The 20,382-nt window shown below is 51.5% G+C and carries 16 protein-coding genes; 6 read left to right on the top strand and 10 right to left on the bottom strand.

Going from position 1 to position 20,382, the window contains the following annotated elements; genetic code table 11:
* Positions 1–3: 3 nt before the first annotated feature.
* A complete protein-coding gene (locus F0320_RS20375) occupies positions 4–1,200 on the bottom strand; it encodes an NAD(P)/FAD-dependent oxidoreductase (protein ID WP_033147086.1) in 1,197 nt (398 codons plus the stop codon).
* A gap of 228 nt (positions 1,201–1,428) precedes the next feature.
* On the opposite strand from F0320_RS20375, the gene pitA reads away from it, so the two are divergent.
* Entirely contained in the window at positions 1,429–2,928 is a 1,500-nt protein-coding gene (gene pitA / locus F0320_RS20380) for an inorganic phosphate transporter PitA (protein WP_023309552.1), read from the top strand.
* A 186-nt stretch (positions 2,929–3,114) separates the two neighbouring features.
* Positions 3,115–3,522, top strand: coding sequence for a hypothetical protein (locus F0320_RS20385; RefSeq protein ID WP_126330586.1), 408 nt, complete (start codon positions 3,115–3,117; stop codon positions 3,520–3,522).
* Positions 3,523–3,565: 43 nt separating this feature from the next.
* On the opposite strand, the gene uspB is transcribed toward F0320_RS20385, so the two are convergent.
* Entirely contained in the window at positions 3,566–3,901 is a 336-nt protein-coding gene (gene uspB, locus F0320_RS20390) for a universal stress protein UspB (RefSeq protein WP_003861224.1), read from the bottom strand.
* A 283-nt stretch (positions 3,902–4,184) separates the two neighbouring features.
* Here uspB and uspA point away from each other — a divergent pair, with 283 nt between their 5' ends.
* Positions 4,185–4,622, top strand: coding sequence for a universal stress protein UspA (gene uspA, locus F0320_RS20395; protein ID WP_003861223.1), 438 nt, complete (start codon positions 4,185–4,187; stop codon positions 4,620–4,622).
* A gap of 97 nt (positions 4,623–4,719) precedes the next feature.
* Here the strand turns inward: uspA and rsmJ are convergent, their stop codons facing one another.
* Both rsmJ and prlC read right to left on the bottom strand, forming a co-directional pair.
* The gene (rsmJ, locus tag F0320_RS20400; protein ID WP_126330584.1) at positions 4,720–5,472 is read right to left on the bottom strand and encodes a 16S rRNA (guanine(1516)-N(2))-methyltransferase RsmJ; all 753 of its coding nucleotides are present in this window, start codon (positions 5,470–5,472) and stop codon (positions 4,720–4,722) included.
* Positions 5,473–5,479: 7 nt separating this feature from the next.
* The gene (prlC, locus tag F0320_RS20405) at positions 5,480–7,522 is read right to left on the bottom strand and encodes an oligopeptidase A (protein WP_047652936.1); all 2,043 of its coding nucleotides are present in this window, start codon (positions 7,520–7,522) and stop codon (positions 5,480–5,482) included.
* A gap of 214 nt (positions 7,523–7,736) precedes the next feature.
* Here prlC and F0320_RS20410 point away from each other — a divergent pair, with 214 nt between their 5' ends.
* Together F0320_RS20410 and gorA are read left to right on the top strand one after the other, a co-directional pair.
* Positions 7,737–8,579 carry a 23S rRNA (adenine(2030)-N(6))-methyltransferase RlmJ gene (locus F0320_RS20410; RefSeq protein ID WP_126330582.1) on the top strand — a complete coding sequence of 281 codons (843 nt, stop codon included), beginning with the start codon at positions 7,737–7,739 and terminating at the stop codon, positions 8,577–8,579.
* A 71-nt stretch (positions 8,580–8,650) separates the two neighbouring features.
* Positions 8,651–10,003 (top strand): glutathione-disulfide reductase, encoded by a 1,353-nt coding sequence (gene gorA, locus F0320_RS20415; RefSeq protein WP_047652938.1) that lies wholly within the window; start codon positions 8,651–8,653, stop codon positions 10,001–10,003.
* 754 nt (positions 10,004–10,757) lie between these two features.
* Here gorA and F0320_RS20420 read toward each other — a convergent pair.
* The 5 genes from F0320_RS20420 to F0320_RS20440 all read right to left on the bottom strand — a co-directional run bounded on the left by F0320_RS20420 (position 10,758) and on the right by F0320_RS20440 (position 16,133).
* A complete protein-coding gene (locus F0320_RS20420) occupies positions 10,758–11,267 on the bottom strand; it encodes a fimbrial protein (RefSeq protein ID WP_185807264.1) in 510 nt (169 codons plus the stop codon).
* A gap of 17 nt (positions 11,268–11,284) precedes the next feature.
* A complete protein-coding gene (locus F0320_RS20425) occupies positions 11,285–12,232 on the bottom strand; it encodes a fimbrial protein (protein WP_185807263.1) in 948 nt (315 codons plus the stop codon).
* The gene (locus tag F0320_RS20430) at positions 12,229–14,814 is read right to left on the bottom strand and encodes a fimbria/pilus outer membrane usher protein (protein ID WP_126330577.1); all 2,586 of its coding nucleotides are present in this window, start codon (positions 14,812–14,814) and stop codon (positions 12,229–12,231) included. The genes F0320_RS20425 and F0320_RS20430 overlap by 4 nt, the downstream gene beginning before the upstream one ends.
* A gap of 61 nt (positions 14,815–14,875) precedes the next feature.
* A complete protein-coding gene (locus tag F0320_RS20435; RefSeq protein WP_126330575.1) occupies positions 14,876–15,541 on the bottom strand; it encodes a fimbrial biogenesis chaperone in 666 nt (221 codons plus the stop codon).
* A gap of 55 nt (positions 15,542–15,596) precedes the next feature.
* Positions 15,597–16,133, bottom strand: a complete 537-nt coding sequence (locus tag F0320_RS20440; RefSeq protein ID WP_126330573.1) for a fimbrial protein — start codon at positions 16,131–16,133, stop codon at positions 15,597–15,599.
* Between the two features lie 909 nt (positions 16,134–17,042).
* Between F0320_RS20440 and F0320_RS20445 the strand changes: the two genes are divergently transcribed.
* Entirely contained in the window at positions 17,043–18,692 is a 1,650-nt protein-coding gene (locus tag F0320_RS20445; protein WP_047652939.1) for an alpha,alpha-trehalase, read from the top strand.
* 58 nt (positions 18,693–18,750) lie between these two features.
* Here the strand turns inward: F0320_RS20445 and F0320_RS20450 are convergent, their stop codons facing one another.
* Positions 18,751–20,340, bottom strand: a complete 1,590-nt coding sequence (locus F0320_RS20450) for an STY4199 family HEPN domain-containing protein (protein ID WP_047652941.1) — start codon at positions 20,338–20,340, stop codon at positions 18,751–18,753.
* Between the last annotated feature and the right edge of the window lie 42 nt (positions 20,341–20,382).

Below are 20,382 nucleotides of genomic sequence, written 5' to 3' on the forward strand. Positions count from 1 at the left end.
ATGTCACTTGTCTTCTGCCAGCGCCTGAGCACATGCCCAGGCACTTGCCCATGCCCACTGGAAGTTGTAGCCGCCGAGCCAGCCGGTCACGTCCATCACTTCGCCAATAAAGTAGAGCCCCGGCACGTTACGCGCTTCCATGGTGCGGGACGAGAGCTCATTCGTGTCGACCCCGCCCAGCGTAACCTCTGCCGTACGGTAGCCTTCGGTGCCGTTTGGCTGAACGCGCCAGTTTGTCAGCGTCTCTACCAGCGTCTCCTGCTCGCGGCTGTTCAGCTGCTTGAGAGACACATCCGGGATCTGCCCCAGCGCCTGCAAACATTCCACCAGACGTTTTGGCAGCTGCATTGCCAGGGTGTTTTTCAGGCTTTGATTCGGGTGCGCGGTACGCTGCTCGTTAAGGAACGCGTCGAGATCGCAATCGGGGAGCAGATTCACCGTGACAAACTCCCCCGGCTGCCAGTAGCTGGAGATTTGCAGTACCGCCGGGCCGGAAAGACCGCGATGGGTAAAGAGCAGATTTTCGCGGAACACCGTCCCGTCTTCGGCGGTAATGACCGAGGGAACAGACACGCCGGACAGTGTCTGAAGCTGTTCGAGAAGCGGTTTATGCAGCGTAAACGGCACCAGCCCGGCGCGCGTGGGCAAAACTTTCAGGCCAAACTGTTCGGCAATCTTATAGCCGAACGGGGAGGCGCCCAGCCCCGGCATCGACAGACCGCCGCTGGCGATCACCAGGCTGTCAGCGCTGACGGTTTCACCGTTCAGCTGCAGCGTATAGCCCTGGTCGTCGCGGGCGACCTCCAGCACTTCCGTTCGCAGGCGCATGACGACGCCGCCCTTCTCGCACTCGGCCACCAGCATATCGACAATCTGCTGTGCGGAGTCGTCGCAGAACAGCTGTCCCAGCGTCTTTTCATGCCACGCGATGCCGTGCTTGCCCACGAGATCGATAAAATCCCATTGGGTGTAGCGCGCCAGCGCAGATTTACAAAAATGACGGTTTTGGCTCAAATAGGCCGCGGGTTCAACATACAGATTAGTAAAGTTGCAGCGTCCGCCGCCGGACATCAGGATCTTACGGCCGGGCTTTTTACCGTTATCCAGCAGCAGCACGCGACGACCCGCCTGTCCGGCCATTGCCGCACAAAACATACCCGCCGCACCGGCGCCAATTACCACGGCATCAAACCTTTCCACGTCAAAACCCTCTTTGTTAACTGCCGCGGATTGTAAAGTTTCCTCTGTGGTCACACCAGCGTAAAAAGATATTACAAAGGCATTCCATTGAAATTTAAAGAATATCCTTTATGAGGCATTTCTCAAATCAGGTGGTATGTCAAAAAAAGTCTATATTTCACTTTGCCCGCCGCGCATTTGTCCTGGATAATGCGCCGCGTTCATGTCCTCAAAATGGCGTAACGTCCTATGCTACATTTGTTTGCCGGCCTGGATTTACATACCGGGCTTTTATTATTGCTTGCTCTGGTTTTTGTACTGTTTTACGAAGCGATCAACGGCTTCCACGACACTGCAAACGCAGTAGCGACGGTTATCTACACTCGCGCAATGCGATCGCAGCTTGCGGTTGTTATGGCGGCGGTATTTAACTTCTTTGGTGTCCTCCTGGGCGGGCTGAGCGTTGCGTATGCCATTGTGCATATGCTGCCAACGGATCTGCTGCTTAACGTTAGTTCTGGCCATGGCCTCGCTATGGTGTTCTCAATGCTGCTTGCTGCAATTATCTGGAACCTCGGTACCTGGTATTTTGGCCTGCCTGCATCCAGTTCTCACACCCTCATCGGCGCGATTATCGGTATCGGGTTAACCAACGCCCTTATGACCGGAACATCGGTTGTTGATGCGCTGAACCTGCCTAAAGTATTGGGCATTTTCGGCTCTCTGATCATCTCCCCTATCGTGGGCCTGGTAGTCGCGGGTGGATTGATTTTTATCCTGCGTCGCTACTGGAGCAACACGAAAAAACGTGCGCGTATCCACCTGACGCCAGCAGAGCGTGAGAAGAAAGACGGCAAGAAAAAGCCGCCGTTCTGGACGCGTATCGCCCTGATCATTTCCGCTATCGGCGTGGCCTTCTCTCACGGCGCGAACGACGGGCAGAAAGGCATTGGTCTGGTGATGCTGGTTCTGATCGGCGTCGCACCGGCAGGCTTCGTGGTGAACATGAACGCCTCGGGTTACGAAATCACCCGTACCCGCGATGCGGTCAACAACGTTGAAACCTATTTCCAGCAGCATCCCGATCTGCTGAAAAAAGCGACCGGCGTTGATCAGTTGATCCCTTCTCCGGAAGCCGGTGCAACCACCGCGCCTGGCGAATTCCACTGCCATCCGGCAAACGCGATTAACGCGCTGGAACGTGCGAAAGGCATGCTGGGCGATATCGAAAGCTACGACAAACTGGCTGTAGAACAGCGTGGTCAGCTGCGTCGTATCATGCTCTGTATCTCTGACGTGACCGATAAAGTCGCGAAGCTGCCAGAGGTGAATGGTGACGACAAACGTCTGCTGAAGAAACTGAAAAGCGATATGCTCAACACCATTGAGTACGCGCCAATCTGGATCATCATGGCCGTCGCGCTGGCACTGGGTATCGGTACGATGATTGGCTGGCGTCGTGTGGCGACCACCATCGGCGAGAAGATCGGTAAGAAAGGCATGACCTATGCTCAGGGTATGTCCGCGCAGATGACGGCGGCGGTTTCTATCGGTCTGGCGAGCTACACCGGTATGCCGGTATCCACCACCCACGTACTCTCCTCGTCCGTGGCAGGTACCATGATTGTTGACGGCGGCGGTCTGCAGCGCAAAACCGTGACCAACATTCTGATGGCCTGGGTATTCACCCTTCCGGCCTCTATCCTGCTGTCTGGCGGTTTGTACTGGATTTCGCTGAAGCTGATTTAATCGGTTGAAGACGACAAAAAAGCGGGTCAGTAAACTGACCCGCTTTTTTTATGGCTGTTGTTTTTACTAAACCCATTGCTGTAATCAGGACAATCTGAACACTATCTGTTCAGATTTTTACTACACAAATAACTATTATCCTCGCGAATGTTCTCAGTCCAAACAACACCCATGACGGAATAGACTATGCCATTCAAAACGGCTACTAAATGGATTCACTCCCTTGTGACGCTTTCGCTTCTGATTCTGGTCATTGGATTTGTATGGCTAAACCATCAGCCTAATCAGCGAAACAACGATGAACTTCAGCGCGTTTATAAATTATCGGACAGCGTCTGGCTCTATATGACCGTTAACAAACAGGGTGGCGCAACCGTACCACCAATCTACCGTTACTATCTCTCGGGGGCGCTTGCAGGGAAAGACACTGATATTATCCATCAGCTTGCGATGAAGTATCCGGTAATCGAAGGTACAGGCACGATAACTTCGGCCAGTATTGATACAAACGGAGAAGTCAAAATCACCTATAGCGGGAAAGTTATTTCGATTGAGAGCAATATCTCCGATCTCCGGTTCTCGGTTAAGCCGTGAGCCAGAGGAAAGAAGGCGGGGCTGACCCCGCCTGCTGTGGCGCTCAGTGCCAAATCATCAATGCAATCATACTGACCACGACCAGCCCGCACAGGGCGCTGGTCAAAATGAACTGACGACGCAGGCGCTCGCAGCGACGAATAAACTCTTCATCGTGATGATCGCGGTAGCGCTGGTAGTAGATGTACCCCACCAGACGCATCTGCTTGCTGGGCTGTCCATGCGAGGTGAAGAACCCTCCACCGTCCACATACTGATAAAGCAACGGATCGCAACCACGAAGTACCACTAACAGCGCACGTAACGATGAGAAGTAGCGCGCCATATTCACTATGCAAACCACGCATAACGCCCAAAACAATGCGACGGTGCTAATCATACATCCTCCCCGGCGTCCGCCCACGAAGCAAGGCTCCTGAGCTACCGCACCCCAATGCCCTGACAGACAGTTCAGTGAAAGAATGACCAGAAGTCGATCCGGTTCGCGTTTTAATATCCGAACGGCTCATTTAATAGTGTAGGAGATCCGTTAATTTTTTTGCCACAAGGTTAATCGTTATCAACACCAAAGCTTGAAAAATATGTTTAACTGGGCCGTAATGAAAGTATCAGACGACGGCATTCTCACTTAGTCATCGATAACTTAAGGAAGGAGTAACACTATGGCTTACAAACACATTCTCATCGCGGTTGACCTCTCTCCGGAGAGCAAAGTGCTGGTTGATAAAGCGGTATCCATGGCACGTCCCTACAATGCGAAAGTTTCGCTGATTCACGTTGACGTGAATTACTCCGACCTCTACACCGGTCTGATCGACGTGAATCTTGGCGATATGCAGAAACGCATTTCCGAAGAGACTCACCATGCCCTGAGCGAACTCTCCACCAACGCGGGCTATCCGATTACCGAAACCCTGAGCGGCAGCGGCGACCTGGGCCAGGTGCTGGTTGATGCGATCAAGAAATACGATATGGACCTGGTGGTTTGCGGTCACCATCAGGACTTCTGGAGCAAGCTGATGTCTTCAGCGCGCCAGCTGATTAACACCGTTCACGTGGATATGCTGATTGTTCCACTGCGTGACGAAGAAGACGAGTAAGTGCGTTAAACGCCCCTCACCCTAACCCTCTCCCAAAGGCAGAGGGGATAGTTCGAGGAAGTAGGCCGGGTAAGGCGAAGTCGCCACCCGGCTTTTTTTATTCCGGCGTACCCGGATAAATATCAAACCGGTGCCCTTTCGTGACCACTGCGTTAGCGGTCGCAACGTCCGCCAGCGGCGGCGCATAGTCCGGGCGCTTTACCACCACCCGCTTCGTGGCCAGCTGACGAGCCGGCTCCAGCAGGCCATCGGCATCCAAATCCGGCCCCACCAGCGACTGAAACACCCGCATCTCTTTCTTCACCAGCGCGCTTTTCTGCTTATGCGGGAACATCGGGTCGAGATAGACCACCTGCGGGCGCGGGGTGATATCCGTCAATGCCGTCAGGCTGGAGGCGTGGATCAGCTGCAATCTTTCCTGTAACCACGGGCCGATTTCCGGGTCCGCATAGCCTCGCGCCAGCCCGTCGTCGAGCAGCGCAGCGACAACCGGATTACGCTCCAGCATCCGCACGCGACAGCCGACTGACGCCAGCACAAACGCATCGCGCCCCAGCCCCGCCGTGGCATCGACCACGTCCGGGAGGTAGCTCCCTTTGATGCCGACCGCCTTGGCCACCGCTTCGCCGCGACCGCCGCCGAACTTGCGCCGGTGCGCCATCGCGCCGCCGACAAAGTCGACGAAAATCCCGCCGAGCTTCGGTTCGTCGCGCTTACGCAACTCCAGATGTTCCGGCGTCATCACCAGCGCCATCAGGTTTTCGTCATCATGCTCCAGCCCCCAGCGGGCGGCCAGAACAGATAAGGCGCCGTCTCCGGCGCCTGTTTCATCTACTAAGCAGATCTTCACGTAACAATCAGCCTTTGATCCCGTAATGCTCAAGCATCGCGTCCAGCTGCGGCTCGCGGCCGCGGAAGCGTTTGAACAGCACCATTGGCTCTTCAGACCCGCCTCGGGTCAGAATGTTATCGAGGAACGACTGGCCGGTTTCGCGGTTGAAGATCCCCTCTTCTTCGAAGCGAGAGAAGGCATCCGCGGCCAGCACGTCGGCCCACAGGTAGCTGTAGTAGCCCGCCGCGTAGCCGCCAGCGAAGATGTGGCTGAACGCGTGCGGGAAGCGGCCCCAGGTTGGCCCAGGAATAACGGCAACCTGCTTTTTAATCTCGGCCAGGGTCTCAAGGATTTTCGCGCCCTGCTCCGGGCTAAACTCGGCGTGCAGGCGGAAATCGAACAGGCCGAACTCCAGCTGGCGCAGGATGAACATCGCCGCCTGGTAGTTTTTCGCCGCCAGCATTTTATCCAGCAGCTCTTTCGGCAGCGGTTCGCCGGTCTCGTAGTGACCGGAGATAAACGCCAGCGCGTCCGGCTCCCAGCACCAGTTTTCCATAAACTGGCTCGGCAGCTCGACCGCATCCCACGGCACGCCGCTGATGCCTGCCACGCCTGCGGTTTCGATGCGGGTCAGCATATGGTGCAGACCATGACCGAACTCGTGGAACAGGGTAATCACTTCGTCGTGGGTGAACAGCGCCGGCTTGCCGCTTACCGGACGGTTGAAGTTACAGGTCAGGTAGGCGACCGGCTTCTGCAGAGAGCCGTCGGCTTTACGCATCTGGCCCACGCAGTCGTCCATCCACGCCCCGCCGCGCTTGTTCTCACGCGCGTAGAGATCGAGATAGAAGCTGCCGCGCAGCTCATTTTTCTCGTCATACAGCTCGAAGAAGCGCACGTCCGGATGCCAGACGTCGATATCGGTACGCTCTTTGGCGGTGATGCCGTAGATGCGCTTCACCACTTCAAACAGGCCGTTAACGGCTTTGTTTTCCGGGAAGTACGGGCGCAGCTGCTCGTCGCTGATGCTGTAGAGGTGCTGCTTCTGTTTTTCGCTGTAGTACGCGATATCCCACGGCTGCAGCTCGTCCACGCCGAACTCCGCTTTCGCGAAGGCGCGCAGCTGGGCCAGCTCTTTCTCACCCTGAGGACGGGCGCGTTTCGCGAGATCCGTCAGGAAGTCGAGCACCTGCTGCGGGTTTTCCGCCATTTTGGTGGCGAGAGATTTGTCGGCGTAGTTTTCAAAGCCCAGCAGCTGCGCCAGCTCGTGACGCAGAGCGAGGATTTCCGCCATGACAGGGCTGTTGTCCCACTTACCGGCATTCGGCCCCTGATCGGAGGCGCGGGTGCTGTACGCGCGGTACATCTCTTCGCGCAGGGCCTGGTTGTCGCAGTAGGTCATCACCGGCAGATAGCTCGGGATATCCAGCGTCAACAGGAAGCCTTCCTGCTCTTTCGCTTCAGCCTGGGCTTTTGCCGCCGCCAGCGCGCTTTCCGGCATACCGGCCAGCTCAGCTTCGTCGGTAATCAGCTTCGTCCAGCCCATGGTGGCGTCGAGCACGTTGTTGCTGTACTGGTTGCCCAGCTCGGACAGACGCGCGGCGATTTCACCGTAGCGGGTCTGCTTCTCTTTTGGCAGGCCAATCCCGGACAGCTCAAAATCACGCAGGGCGTTATCGACCGATTTTTTCTGCGCCGTGCTCAGTTCGGCATAGTGGTCGCCGTCGCGCAGGTCGCGGTAGGCTTTGTACAGCCCTTCGTGCTGACCGACCCAGGTGCTGTACTCAGAGAGCAGCGGCAGCGTCTGTTCGTAGGCTTCGCGCAGTTCCGGGCTGTTTTTTACCGAGTTCAGGTGGCTTACCGGGGAGAAGATACGCCCCAGCACGTCGTCCACTTCGGCCAGCGGCTGACACAGATTTTCCCAGGTGTACGGCGCGCCCTGCGCTACCACGCTTTCTACCGCCGCGCGGCAGTTGTCCAGCGATTGCGTAACGGCTGGAACCACATGCTCAGGGAGGATTTTAGAAAACGGCGGCAACGAAAAAGGCGTCAGTAATGGATTGGTCATAAACGCTGTCCTGTTGAAATAGGTGAATGAAGCGCGCATCCGGCGCTGTGCATATGAGATCTAGAATGGGGTTAAGTGTAGAGGATTTCAATGCCGGACGTTGCGCTTTCGCGGCCGTGGAAACTTTTCTGTATACTGTGGCGATACGGTCTATTTTTGCCCGATGGCGCTACGCTTATCGGGCCTACGTTTACTACCTGGAACACATTCATCCATGCTCAGTTATCGCCACAGCTTTCACGCAGGCAACCACGCCGACGTCCTTAAACACACCGTTCAGAGCCTGATCATTGAATCGCTCAAAGAGAAAGAGAAGCCGTTTCTCTATCTGGACACGCACGCGGGCGCGGGCCGTTATCAGCTGAGCGGCGAGCATGCCGAGCGTACCGGTGAATATCTGGAAGGGATTGCCCGCATCTGGCAGCAGGACGACCTGCCTGCCGAGCTGGAGCCTTACATCGGCGTGGTGAACCACTTCAACCGCAACGGCCAGCTGCGCTACTACCCTGGCTCACCGCTGATTGCCCGCCAGCTGCTGCGCGAGCAGGACAGCATTCAGCTGACCGAGCTGCACCCGAGCGATTTCCCGCTGCTGCGTTCTGAATTCCAGAAAGACAGCCGCGCCCGCGTGGAAAAAGCCGACGGTTACCAGCAGCTGAAGGCCAAGCTGCCGCCGGTTTCTCGTCGCGGCCTGGTGCTGATCGACCCGCCGTACGAAATCAAAACCGACTATCAGGCGGTGGTAACCGGCATCCACGAAGGCTACAAACGCTTCGCCACCGGGACATACGCCCTGTGGTATCCGGTGGTGCTGCGCGCGCAGATCAAACGCATGATCAAAGACCTGGAAGCGACCGGCATCCGCAAAATCCTGCAGATCGAGCTGGCGGTACGACCTGACAGCGATCAGCGCGGCATGACCGCCTCCGGGATGATTGTGATCAACCCGCCGTGGAAGCTCGAAGCGCAGATGAACAGCGTGCTGCCGTGGCTGCATAAAACGCTGGTGCCCGCGGGGACAGGCCACGCCACCGTCAGTTGGATCGTGCCGGAGTAATCGCAGTCATCGGTGGAAACTATTGATTTCAGGTATACAATCGCGGCAATTCACGATTAAGGACAAAAGCAATGACTAAGCATTATGACTACATCGCAATCGGCGGCGGCAGCGGCGGCATCGCCTCCATCAACCGTGCGGCCATGTACGGCCAGAAGTGCGCGCTGATTGAAGCCAAAGCGCTGGGCGGCACCTGCGTGAACGTGGGTTGTGTACCGAAGAAAGTGATGTGGCATGCGGCGCAGATCCGTGAAGCTATCCATATGTATGGCCCGGACTACGGCTTTGACACCACCATCAACCGCTTCGACTGGGACAAACTGATCGCCAGCCGTACCGCCTACATCGACCGTATTCACACCTCGTACGACAACGTTCTGGGTAAAAATAACGTCGATGTTATCCACGGTTTCGCCCGCTTTGTGGACGAAAAAACGATCGAAGTGAACGGCGAGACGATCACCGCCGATCACATCCTGATCGCCACCGGCGGTCGTCCGAGCCACCCGAACATCCCGGGCGTGGAATACGGCATCGACTCCGACGGTTTCTTCGAGCTGCCTGCCCTGCCAAAACGCGTTGCCGTTGTTGGCGCGGGCTATATCGCGGTGGAACTGGCCGGCGTGATTAACGGCCTGGGCGCGGAAGCCCACCTGTTCGTACGTAAACACGCGCCGCTGCGCAGCTTTGACCCGCTGATTGTCGATACGCTGGTTGAAGTGATGAACACCGAAGGCCCGACCCTGCACACCAACGCCGTGCCAAAAGCGGTCGTGAAAAACGCGGACGGTAGCCTGACGCTTGAGCTGGAAGATGGCCGCAGCCAGACCGTCGATTGCCTGATCTGGGCGATTGGCCGTGAACCTGCGAACGATAACTTCAACCTGGGCGTGACTGGCGTGAAAACCGACGAAAAAGGCTATATCGTCGTCGATAAATTCCAGAACACCAGCGTTCCAGGCATTTATGCGGTTGGCGACAACACCGGCGCGGTTGAGCTGACGCCGGTCGCCGTTGCGGCGGGCCGTCGTCTCTCCGAGCGCCTGTTCAACAACAAGCCGGACGAGCATCTGGACTACAGCAACATTCCGACCGTGGTCTTCAGCCACCCGCCAATCGGCACCGTCGGCTTAACCGAGCCGCAGGCGCGCGAGCAGTATGGCGACGACCAGGTGAAAGTGTATAAATCGGCGTTTACCGCGATGTACACCGCCGTCACCTCGCACCGTCAGCCGTGCCGCATGAAGCTGGTCTGCGTGGGCCCGGAAGAGAAGATTGTCGGCATCCACGGCATCGGCTTCGGCATGGACGAGATCCTGCAGGGCTTCGCCGTGGCGCTGAAGATGGGCGCAACCAAGAAAGACTTCGACAACACGGTGGCCATCCACCCGACGGCCGCGGAAGAGTTTGTGACCATGCGTTAATACGGGAAACGTATCTATACACGTTTTTGCTCTGGAAATCTGGCTGAAAGGCCAGATTTCTCTTTTTAAGAACGTAATGAAAGTCCGTTTGTAGGGTAGAGATATACCCGGCTTACAATTCATGGCTTGCTGAACATGTATTCTTCATCGGCCTAAAAATCGTCAAACTCCCTAATTCTAAAACACCGATATCCTGAAGGGGTCAAATAATGCGCAATCATCTCGCCTCCAATAAATACCCGGTTAATATGACGTCTTGTTGACTGAATTGCCCTCTATTCTATTATTATGCCTGGAATTATCTCTAAAAGATTGCCTTTGAGAATACGGTATTCAGGTTTAACCGCCGTTCCGTACTCTATTACTTCAGATTCGAAATCATGTCTGGAACGATGGGCAAAAATTACTGTTTTGCCTGTCTCCACGCCTATTCCAAATTGGTAGGCTGCCGTTGTCAGCAATGAATTTGAAGTTATTGCATAGTCATCCTTATGCTTCTTTCACATGGTTCTCAGATAAGCAGGCGTATGATAGTTAAGATTTTGTATTCTCGTGACTACCATACTCGTCGAGGTCTGAAGCAAGCATGCATTAGAAAATCCACCGGCAGCAGTGCTCGCAATGATCGTTTTTAGGTGAGAGATATATCCTGCCCTGGAGACGGAAGATATAGGCTTCTCTTAATCAATAACAGCAAATGTATCAGTTACTAATAGCATTACAAAGTTGCATTTTATTCATAACGACATTCTTATTACTGATAGGTGAAATCTACCTCCACCACTGCATTAAAGTCTCCTGCAGTGACTACCCCACTCGGATTAAACATTCTGGCATCAAGTTGAAAAGTAACATTTCGGTTTACATCAATTAACTCTGTTATAGTTGCACCATTACCGTAGCTCTTGGTATGTCCTGTATCGCTAATTTGCAAAACTACACCTTGCGCGCTACCGCTGTTTGCAAAGTATTTATTATCACTGGCACTATTACCAGTAAGTGTTACAGTGGCATTTTCCCAGTTTACCGGGCATTTACTTAAAGTTAGTGTAAAAGGAGTCCAGACACTGCCAGAACCTGCGGCCAATTCGTTAACAAAAGTTTTACCTAAGAAAACTGTCTGATTGATGGTATCGGTATCAACAGTACATGGGGGAGCTGTAATTCTTCCTAAGATATTAATCGTTGCAGTTGTAGTTCCTGCTATTGCAAAATTTACTGTAGTTACAATAATAAAAAGCACTATTAATTTTATAAATTTCATTATATAAATCATCCTGTTTACTGATAAGTTATGTCCAGGGTAGCAGTTGAGTTTGCCTCACCAGGAATGATTTTTTCTTGTGTTTGATAGTAACGAGCCGAGAAAGTCAGTAATTCTTGAGAGCCTCCTTCAGTTGATATCAATGGAATAGATTCTTCAAGTTTTATTGGTTGAGAATTATATAATATTTGTACACCTATCCCTTTAGCCGTATCATTTGCGCCAGTGTTAGTTAGCGCGATAACGGTAGGGTCGCTAGTTTCCCCACTCTTTTCTGCATTCAAAGTGATACTAATGTTTGAATGCCCATCGCAAGTTAAACCAATTTTAAAATCATATGAATCTGAGGCCGAACCAACTCCCTTGAATACATTTGAAGATATATCGCCCAGTTTTGCCTGCACGTTCGAATTATCCAATAAACATTGAGTAGCATGAATAACCCCACCACTAACAAGATAATTAAAAATTATATCACCTGTTTTTTCCACTTTTAAATGAGTATATTGTCCATTATATAACGTGCCAGATTCAGGCTTTTCAGTAATATACAAAGCCATCTCCCTATCATTCGTAAAAGTGGGCCAGGAACCACTAACAGAATTAGGCGGTGCGAATTCGTTACAGTACCGTGCGCTTATTGGTCCGAATGTTATCACATATCCGATCCCTTTCACATTTGTAGAATATATGTGACAACCTTCCGCGGTTGTTAATCCTGTGTCATTTCCGTAATCTGCAATGGAGTTAAATACAGACGTGCCGCAAGTAGTATTTACACCGGCTGAATCAGTTAAATATGAAGAATCCCAAATCTTTGCTCCTGTTGAAGTCCCATAAGGAACCGTAATTTCAGGGACAGTGAAAGTTACATTCATAGTTTTGTCTATACATCCTGCAGCCCAACTATGAGTGGATAATGTATAGAGCATTAAAAAAAACAAAAAATGGAAGATTCTTTTCATTGGATACATTCGCTATTCATGTTTATCAAAGAACTTTTCTCAGTGCTATCTGGCATAAAATATTTAACCGTGCATTTTTTACTGGTACTTGCTCCCCAACTTGCCAGTAGTACACCCTGTTTTTTCAAACCACTAACATATACTTGCCCTTCCTCACCTACGATAAATTCTACATCTTGTGTGCTGTCATTAGCAGTTACCGTTGCACCAAAAGGAACATATTTTCCATCCTTTAATCTGAGCGTTATTAAAGCTCGTGAACCTATACGAGCTTCAAATTCAGCCCGTACAATTGCGCCACGGGTTGGAATTACCGTCTTATTGGTCTGAACTAAGTCGATGTCATCACCAAGATACTCAGTATCAAGACCAACATCATTCTTGCGGAACGCTGTTTCATATGGGACAACTGCGTAACCCCGGAAGTCTGTCTTCACGCCGGTTTGTCCGTGTATTTTAACTCCGGACGCCCCAGGGGCTTTTACCAAGGAGATAGTTTCACCCAATGGTTGGCTTAATGTCAGACCATCTCTATGTAAGATCATCCCACCTGATATACCGTAATTTACGCGGCTATTATCAGGATCATAACTGTAACCGCCGTTCATTTCGCCATAAGTGCCACGATAATCGACATTTAGATTCCCGGTAGTACCCGTATCAGATGTTGAATATCCTTTCTGCATGTTCCAGCTTAGATTATTGTCCTCAAGCAACGTACCGTTAAGACCCACCGTGTGGCTGGTACCAACGCCTTTAGTACCCGTCATGCCATAGCTGACATTCATATTATGACCTAAAAGAAAATTGCTGAACGGAACGTTAATATTTAAGGACACAATCTGATCTTTATCATAAACTTTGCTACCATCGTTATTTCCGCTGGATGTGCCATTTCGGCTGTATGAGTAATTGATGCTATAGCTAATACCTTTCCATGAATTATTATACCCGGTTGAGTATGATTCTGTGCTTTGCCGGGTGTCCCAGTAAGCTTCATGGATAGCTGATAGCGACAGACTACCCATACTTTCACCGATTGTTTGCGTCATTGTCAGCTCTTCACGATTGCGAGCCCTGCCAACGTTGCTGCTGGCGTTGCTGTCATCATTTCGCCAAGAATCAAGGGTTTCCCCCATCGTGTAGTACCCACTTGTGGAATATCGATAACCCGCTATTGCAAAATTCGTCCCTGTTTGTGTAATGTTTTTATTGTAGCGAATACGCATCGACGTCCCCTGAGGAGATTCAGAACTTTTCAACTTAGCGTCTGCCAGGGTTACATCTACTGACAATGCGCCAACATCTCCCATGTTCTTACCCAGCCCCATAGACATGCTGCTATAGTGCTCTGCGCCCTGTAACCCGCCATAAATAGTTACCCCTTTGGGCATACCGTATATAGCAGTGCCTTGAAAAAAAGGTGTTTTATTTACAGCGCTGTCATAGGAGCGATATTGTCCTGTGGTTGTACTGTATTTTAATCGTCCTTCACGCTGTAACACCGGCAATGAAGCAAACGGCACCAAAATATGCTGCTCAGAACCATCTGCTTCTTTGATTGTTACCTCGAGATCGCCGGAGCCGCCTGTCGGATACATATCGGTAATTTCAAAAGCTCCCGGAGAAACATAACTTCGGTAAATCTCATAACCATTTTGACGAATAACTACTTGTGCATTCGTCCGGGCAATTCCGCGTACCACAGGTGCATATCCACGTAAACTTTCAGGCAACATGTCATCATCAGATGCGATCTGAACCCCACGAAACGGCACACTGTCAAACACGTCTGAAGGAGACGAGCTATCGCCAAAGGTCATTTGCCCTTTAAGTGTCACGATATTGCGCTGGGCATAGGTATAGACACTTTCAAAATTACTTCGACCATCACTTCCATGGTTCCATGTGGAATAATTTCGAAAACGCCACGGCCCGACGTTTAGACCAGGTCGCAAATTAGCATACTGGCTATTGCTGTTCCGTCCTGTACCGGAATGGTCATGGGTACTATCCCCTGAAAAGCTATAGTTCAGTAAAAGAGCATTTATTCCATTATCCCATTGCGCAGAGTCAACATACCCACGAGCCTTAGGTATCAGTGCCGCCTGGGGAATACGTAGAACTAATTTCTGGCTATTAAAATAAAATTGGCTATCAGCATCTGGAATGGCATTCAAATTAACACATGTCGTGTTTGTATCTCCAAGCGACGGGAACAGATACGTTTTTACGCCATAACTACGCAAATCTTTCAGACTGAGACATGGAATTAGCCGATTTTTTCCTGACTCTTCATTAAGACGAAAATCCACATCACGAGCATCTACATTTTCGCTGTTGACAAAAATATCAACCCTGTATTTTCCAGGCGCTTGTGTCCCACTTTCATAAAGAGATAAATCAACATGTTCCTGATTCGGATTCCCCAAAGATAAAAGGGCTGGATTAAAATATACATCGCTGCTTTCGTTCAATTCCGGCGCTTTACTGTCTCCAGCATATACCAGCGATGGTATCAATAAAGTTACCAGGCATGCTAAAGCTGAGCGAGGAAAGCGAGAAGGTAATACTGCAACCATTGATTTATTCCTTTACCTTATTCCTGTAATTTATTCAAGCAGAGTATAAATAATCGAAACATCAGAAAGTTGTATGATGTTCTGGGCCTATGGCACCGTAGTCACTGATTATTTTCCATGTCACTGCGCTTCCTCCTGAAGAGAGAGGGAAATAAGAAGTTGCTCCCGGCGCAACGTAGGCCACATTCTTTAATTTTTTACCATCTACAGAGATATCATTGAAATTCATATAGTATGCAGTTGGATTTTTAACCTTTAACTGATTACCACTACGCGACCAGACTAGCCTGTCGGCCTGATCCTCAGGTGAATTATCTTTCAGCGAAGATGGTCGGTAAATTAATTTGATACGCGTGCGAACAGCAATTTGAAGTGTGTTTCCCGCTCTTTTACCGGCAGGAATAGCTTTAACATTCAACCAGAAAAGAGACTCTTGATCTTCCGGAAGATTTCCAGAGCGAATTATACGCAGAAGATTTTGTTGTTCACCATCAAGACGGAATAGGGGTGGTGTTACAATAAAAGGTGCTTTTGATGAACTACTATCGTTGTTTTCGATCCACGTCTGAATCAGATATGGAATTTTATCGGGATTATTGACACTCAAGGAGGATTCTTTCTTCGCGCCATCATAAACCACGCGGGTACCGCCAACTATGATGCCGGCATTTACATTTGATATAACAAACATCGAACCTAACAATAATATGCTTCGTATAATATTCATATAATACTATTCCAGATGATTAAACTGCCGAGTCATTAGACCCGGCGAATTAAAATTATGGATAAACGATTGTGAAGTTGACAGCAGCATCTGCTTTACCAGCTGCAACGGTAGCTGCTTTCTGAATATAACGAGCATAGAAATCGAGTTCGTTAGAGACATCAGTAGCCAGGGTATAAGAGCTTGATGGAGTTTCAAGCGGAACGACTGTACTCGCAGAATCCAATAATTGAATACCGATCCCTGTAGCGACACCTGTACCAGTAGTCAAAGCAAGTACAGATTCATCCCCGTCATAAGAAATCCCTTCAAACTTCACACTTGCTTTCGTTATGGTCGAAGGACATTTAGAAACTTTTAACGTAAATTTCGTAGCACTTGCCGTTGAGCCTACAGCGGTAAAAGCAGATTTCTGTACAGAGCCAAGATCCACAGCTAATGCACTGCTAGCACCAACATCGACAGTACATGCCGCGTCAAGAACTGTGCCAGTAAAATTAATTGAACCATCTGATGCATTTACGTTCGCATTTAGAAATGCACACGTAAGAAGTCCAAACAATGCTAATTTCGAATATTTTTTAAATTCCATAGATAGTAATTTCCTGTGATATTAAGTATGCATGTTAAACGCAGTTTTAACGCAATAAATACAAGCAGAATATCGTATACAAAAGAAATAATTCGTAAAGCGTAAAAAAGTCTCAATTGAGACTCAAAACAACAAAAAAACAACAAAAAAAAACAACAATCAATGAATTAATTTAGCACTATCATTGATAATAATATTTTATTAATTAATTTATTGAGAATCTTCCCTTTCTTAACGTGAGTTTATAACCTAAAGAAACAAATCCTTTGTCACATTCGCATAAATTAAGGTAGATCAATTGTAGCGACCATTTATTAGCAAGGGAGAACAGTATAGCTCCTTACTTTTGCATTAAAAAAAACATAGTATTCAGTCATATCCTTCTGTTAACTGTTCAGCGAGCAACTGAAATTAAAATATTATTGGGTCAGGTTATCAACAACTCTCTTGAATAAATTCTTATTACTCAAATTCATTAAATGAGCATATTTTTATGATACTCCTAAGAGCGAAAATAGTGGTTTAATCAACCTAAGTTGAATTCCCCGTCTGATAGAGTCTTCTACTGGCCTATCAACTGATACCAAGCTCTATGCAACAAAGTAACGTTACAAAATTTAGTTTTGTTCTCTGGAATCCAACGTCCTCCCCCTCAGATCATGGGATTCAAGGCTTTCCCGAGTTCCAGAGGTCTGCGGGTGTAGAGGTATTGTGTGACCATGCGTTAATCCTGATGCCCCTCCCCGGAGGGGCATTTTTTTAACATTCATAAATCGTTGCAAAACGAATGCTCCGAAAATAGTGATCTACCGCACATTTCCCTCCCCATCTACCGAAGCGAATGTCTACGCTTATAAGACGCCCGGATAAACCTGTCTTTTGAACACACAACCGGAGGTCCCTATCACCATGTTCAACCAGAAACTACAGGCTACCGAGAACATCGAGTTCGAGATTGCAGAAGAGCTGCGCTACGAGACCGATCCCTGCGAGTTGAAACTGGATGAAATGATTGAGGCGGAGCCGGAACCCGAAATGATCGAGGGGCTACCCGCCTCCGATGCGTTGACGCCCGCAGACCGCTATCTTGAACTGTTCGAGCACGTGCAGTCGACGCGGCTGTTTGCGGACAGTAAAACCTTTCCCGACTGCGCGCCAAAGATGGATCCGCTGGATATCCTGATCCGCTACCGCAAGGTCAGACGCCACCGGGATTTCGACCTGCGCCAGTTTGTGGAGAACCACTTCTGGATGCCGGAAACGTACGGCACAGAATATGTCTCCGACCCGGGACTCTCCCTGAAAGAGCATATTGATAACCTGTGGCCGGTGCTGACGCGCGAGCCGCAGGATCACATTCCCTGGTCTTCCCTGCTGGCACTGCCGCAGGCCTATATCGTCCCCGGCGGGCGATTCAGCGAGACCTACTACTGGGATTCCTATTTCTCCATGCTGGGGCTGGCAGAGAGCGGCCGTAACGATCTGCTCAAGTGTATGGCGGACAACTTCGCCTGGCTGATTGAACGCTACGGACATATCCCCAACGGCAATCGCACCTATTATCTCAGCCGCTCACAGCCGCCGGTCTTTGCCCTGATGGTGGAGCTGTTCGAGGAGGACGGCGTGCGCGGGGCGAAACGCTATCTGGACCACCTCAAAATGGAGTACGCCTTCTGGATGGACGGCGCGGAGTCGCTGCTGCTTAATCAGGCTTACCGCAGCGCCGTGCGCATGCCGGACGGTTCACTGCTCAACCGCTACTGGGACGACCGTGATACCCCGCGCGACGAATCGTGGATTGAGGACGTGGAAACCGCCCGCCACTCGGGTCGTCCGCCCAATGAGGTGTATCGCGACCTGCGTGCGGGGGCGGCGTCCGGCTGGGATTATTCGTCCCGCTGGCTGCGCGATCCGTCGCGGCTCGCCAGCATCCGCACGACGCAGTTTATCCCCATCGATCTGAACGCCTTCCTGTTCAAGCTGGAAAGCGCTATCGCCAACATCTCGGCGTCGAAAGGGGATAAAGAGACGGCAGAAACGTTCCGCCAGAAAGCCAACGACCGCCGCGCGGCGGTGAACCGCTATCTGTGGGATGAGGAGAGCGGCTGTTACCGCGATTACGACTGGCGACGCGAAGAGCTGGCGCTGTTTTCTGCCGCCAGCATTGTGCCGCTGTATGTTGGAATGGCGACGCACGAGCAGGCAGAACGTTTGTCGGATGCGGTCAAGGCGCGTCTGCTGACGCCGGGCGGAATTCTGGCGACCGAGTACGAAACCAGCGAGCAGTGGGATAAACCCAACGGCTGGGCACCGCTGCAGTGGATGGCGATTCAGGGGTTCAAGCAGTACGGCAACGACTCGCTGGGCGATGAGATCGCCTGGAGCTGGCTGCATACGGTGAACCATTTTTATAAGACGCATCACAAGCTGATTGAGAAGTACCACATCGCCAGCAGTACACCGCGCGAAGGTGGCGGGGGTGAGTATCCGCTGCAGGACGGTTTCGGCTGGACGAACGGCGTGGTGCGGCGGCTGATTGGGCTATATGGGGAACCTTAAGCGGGGTGCGGTCTGGTGCCCTCACCCCGGCCTCTCCCACAGGGAGAGGGAAAAGAGATCAGCGAATCACCTCATAAATGGCAGTCTGAATGGACTGCCATTTTTTCGTAGTGGCATCCGGCTGCGACTGCGCGCGGCGTGTGGCCATGTCGAGATCGTGCTGCTGGCGTTTCACCACGGCAGGCACGGTGCAGAAAGCTTTGAGATACTCTTTACGAACCGAGGTCAGAGACTCGCCGTTCGACATGGCGTGGCTGAGCGTGTTGATGAAGCGACGACACGGCTTCTCTTCCACCATGTTCTGCCGGTAGCGTAACATCAGCTCCAGCACATCGTCATAGCCTGCAGACATCGCCTCTTCGGTCCAGGAGAGCTTCCAGTCCATACCGCCCTGCAAAAAGAGCTGGGTCACGCGGGTATCGTTGCGGTTAATGGCCGAGCGGAAATTATTCTCGTCCCAGGTGACCCCCATGCGCGTGAGCGTTTCGCGCGAAGAAGGCGTCTCGCGCATTTCCTGCGGAGGAGCCGCTTCAGCCGCGCTGACGGTCGCTGGCTGCGGCTTGCTGCTGGTTACCAGCCAGAAGCCCCCCGCCACGATGGCAATCACCATAACGCCAACCGCCCCCCATAGCGCACCGGAAATGAGCTGCTCGCGTTGTTCGGGCGTACGCGGCGCGCGCTGGGTAGGCTTTTCAATGGTGTCCCGGACTTCAAACAGATCCCCACCGGTGACCCGATCCATTTTCTGCGCCTTTTCCCAGAAGGTATGCAATTCGCTGGCATCTACCGCCATGAATCCGGCCGGATTGACGGGCGTTCTCCCCTCTTCAAACGCCCGTTGCACGGGCCGCGCGATCTGCGTGTAGTAGTTATCCAGCAGCTGGATTTGCGCCGAGCTTAACGTTTTCTGAACGGTGATGTTGTTGCGGATTTGCCGAATGTCATCGAGGAAGGTTTGCAGCGTTTTGCGCGGTTCAACCAGCAGCGTCAGCATCGACGGGTCGCTGAACAGCGAAGCGTAATAGCGGCTGAACTCTTTTTTATCCACCAGCATCTGCGCCAGTTCACTGAACATCATGCCGCTGAGGACATCATTGATCTCGCCAAGCTTCAGCCAGCGCCGCACGCGGTCAGCGTTAAACAGGGTCTTCAGATGGTTGTTCAGCCGCACCTGATCGGGCCAGGCCTGCTGGATGAGCCCTTTAATCATCAGCTCAATCGCGCGTACCTGCTTGTGCGCCTGCTGCTGCTGGAGTTCGTTTCCCGGCGCCAGGTCCGTGCTGTAGGTCAACAGCGGCTGCTGCAGGCGAAGATGTTCCAGCGCGGTCACAAACCGCATCGCCGCAATAAGCTGGTTTTCACTCACATCCTGTCCGCTTTCATACTGCGGAACGCGCTGCTGCAGCAGGCGTAGCTGGAGCGTAAATTCCGACATCTCGGCATCATTAAGGTTGAGTTTTTTCGCAACGGCTCCCCAGCCGCCCTGAGCTAATCGCGCGCTGTCGAGTTGTTCCAGGAACCAGCGTGGATCTTTGCCCTCAGAAGCATGTACATTCAGAAGGAGTAAAATTTCCACCGACGCAAGGCGAATGACCGCCAGACAGTGTTCAAACTGTTCGCGAATATGATGTGATGTGCTGAGAGTCATTGTTTTCCTTAAGCGACAACGAAGACATCCGGAATGGGCACG

This window comes from Enterobacter dykesii, assembly GCF_008364625.2.
Taxonomy (GTDB): Bacteria; Pseudomonadota; Gammaproteobacteria; order Enterobacterales; family Enterobacteriaceae; genus Enterobacter; species Enterobacter dykesii.

Excerpts from the sequence above, each read along its gene's own strand:
- uspA (WP_003861223.1), top strand. The coding sequence starts at position 4,185 with ATGGCTTACAAACACATTCTCATCGCGGTTGACCTCTCTCCGGAGAGC.
- F0320_RS20450 (WP_047652941.1), bottom strand. The coding sequence starts at position 20,340 with ATGACTCTCAGCACATCACATCATATTCGCGAACAGTTTGAACACTGT.
- pitA (WP_023309552.1), top strand. The coding sequence starts at position 1,429 with ATGCTACATTTGTTTGCCGGCCTGGATTTACATACCGGGCTTTTATTA.
- F0320_RS20410 (WP_126330582.1), top strand. The coding sequence starts at position 7,737 with ATGCTCAGTTATCGCCACAGCTTTCACGCAGGCAACCACGCCGACGTC.
- uspB (WP_003861224.1), bottom strand. The coding sequence starts at position 3,901 with ATGATTAGCACCGTCGCATTGTTTTGGGCGTTATGCGTGGTTTGCATA.
- F0320_RS20425 (WP_185807263.1), bottom strand. The coding sequence starts at position 12,232 with ATGAAAAGAATCTTCCATTTTTTGTTTTTTTTAATGCTCTATACATTA.
- F0320_RS20435 (WP_126330575.1), bottom strand. The coding sequence starts at position 15,541 with ATGAATATTATACGAAGCATATTATTGTTAGGTTCGATGTTTGTTATA.
- F0320_RS20440 (WP_126330573.1), bottom strand. The coding sequence starts at position 16,133 with ATGGAATTTAAAAAATATTCGAAATTAGCATTGTTTGGACTTCTTACG.
- F0320_RS20385 (WP_126330586.1), top strand. The coding sequence starts at position 3,115 with ATGCCATTCAAAACGGCTACTAAATGGATTCACTCCCTTGTGACGCTT.
- F0320_RS20445 (WP_047652939.1), top strand. The coding sequence starts at position 17,043 with ATGTTCAACCAGAAACTACAGGCTACCGAGAACATCGAGTTCGAGATT.
- prlC (WP_047652936.1), bottom strand. The coding sequence starts at position 7,522 with ATGACCAATCCATTACTGACGCCTTTTTCGTTGCCGCCGTTTTCTAAA.
- F0320_RS20420 (WP_185807264.1), bottom strand. The coding sequence starts at position 11,267 with ATGAAATTTATAAAATTAATAGTGCTTTTTATTATTGTAACTACAGTA.
- gorA (WP_047652938.1), top strand. The coding sequence starts at position 8,651 with ATGACTAAGCATTATGACTACATCGCAATCGGCGGCGGCAGCGGCGGC.
- F0320_RS20430 (WP_126330577.1), bottom strand. The coding sequence starts at position 14,814 with ATGGTTGCAGTATTACCTTCTCGCTTTCCTCGCTCAGCTTTAGCATGC.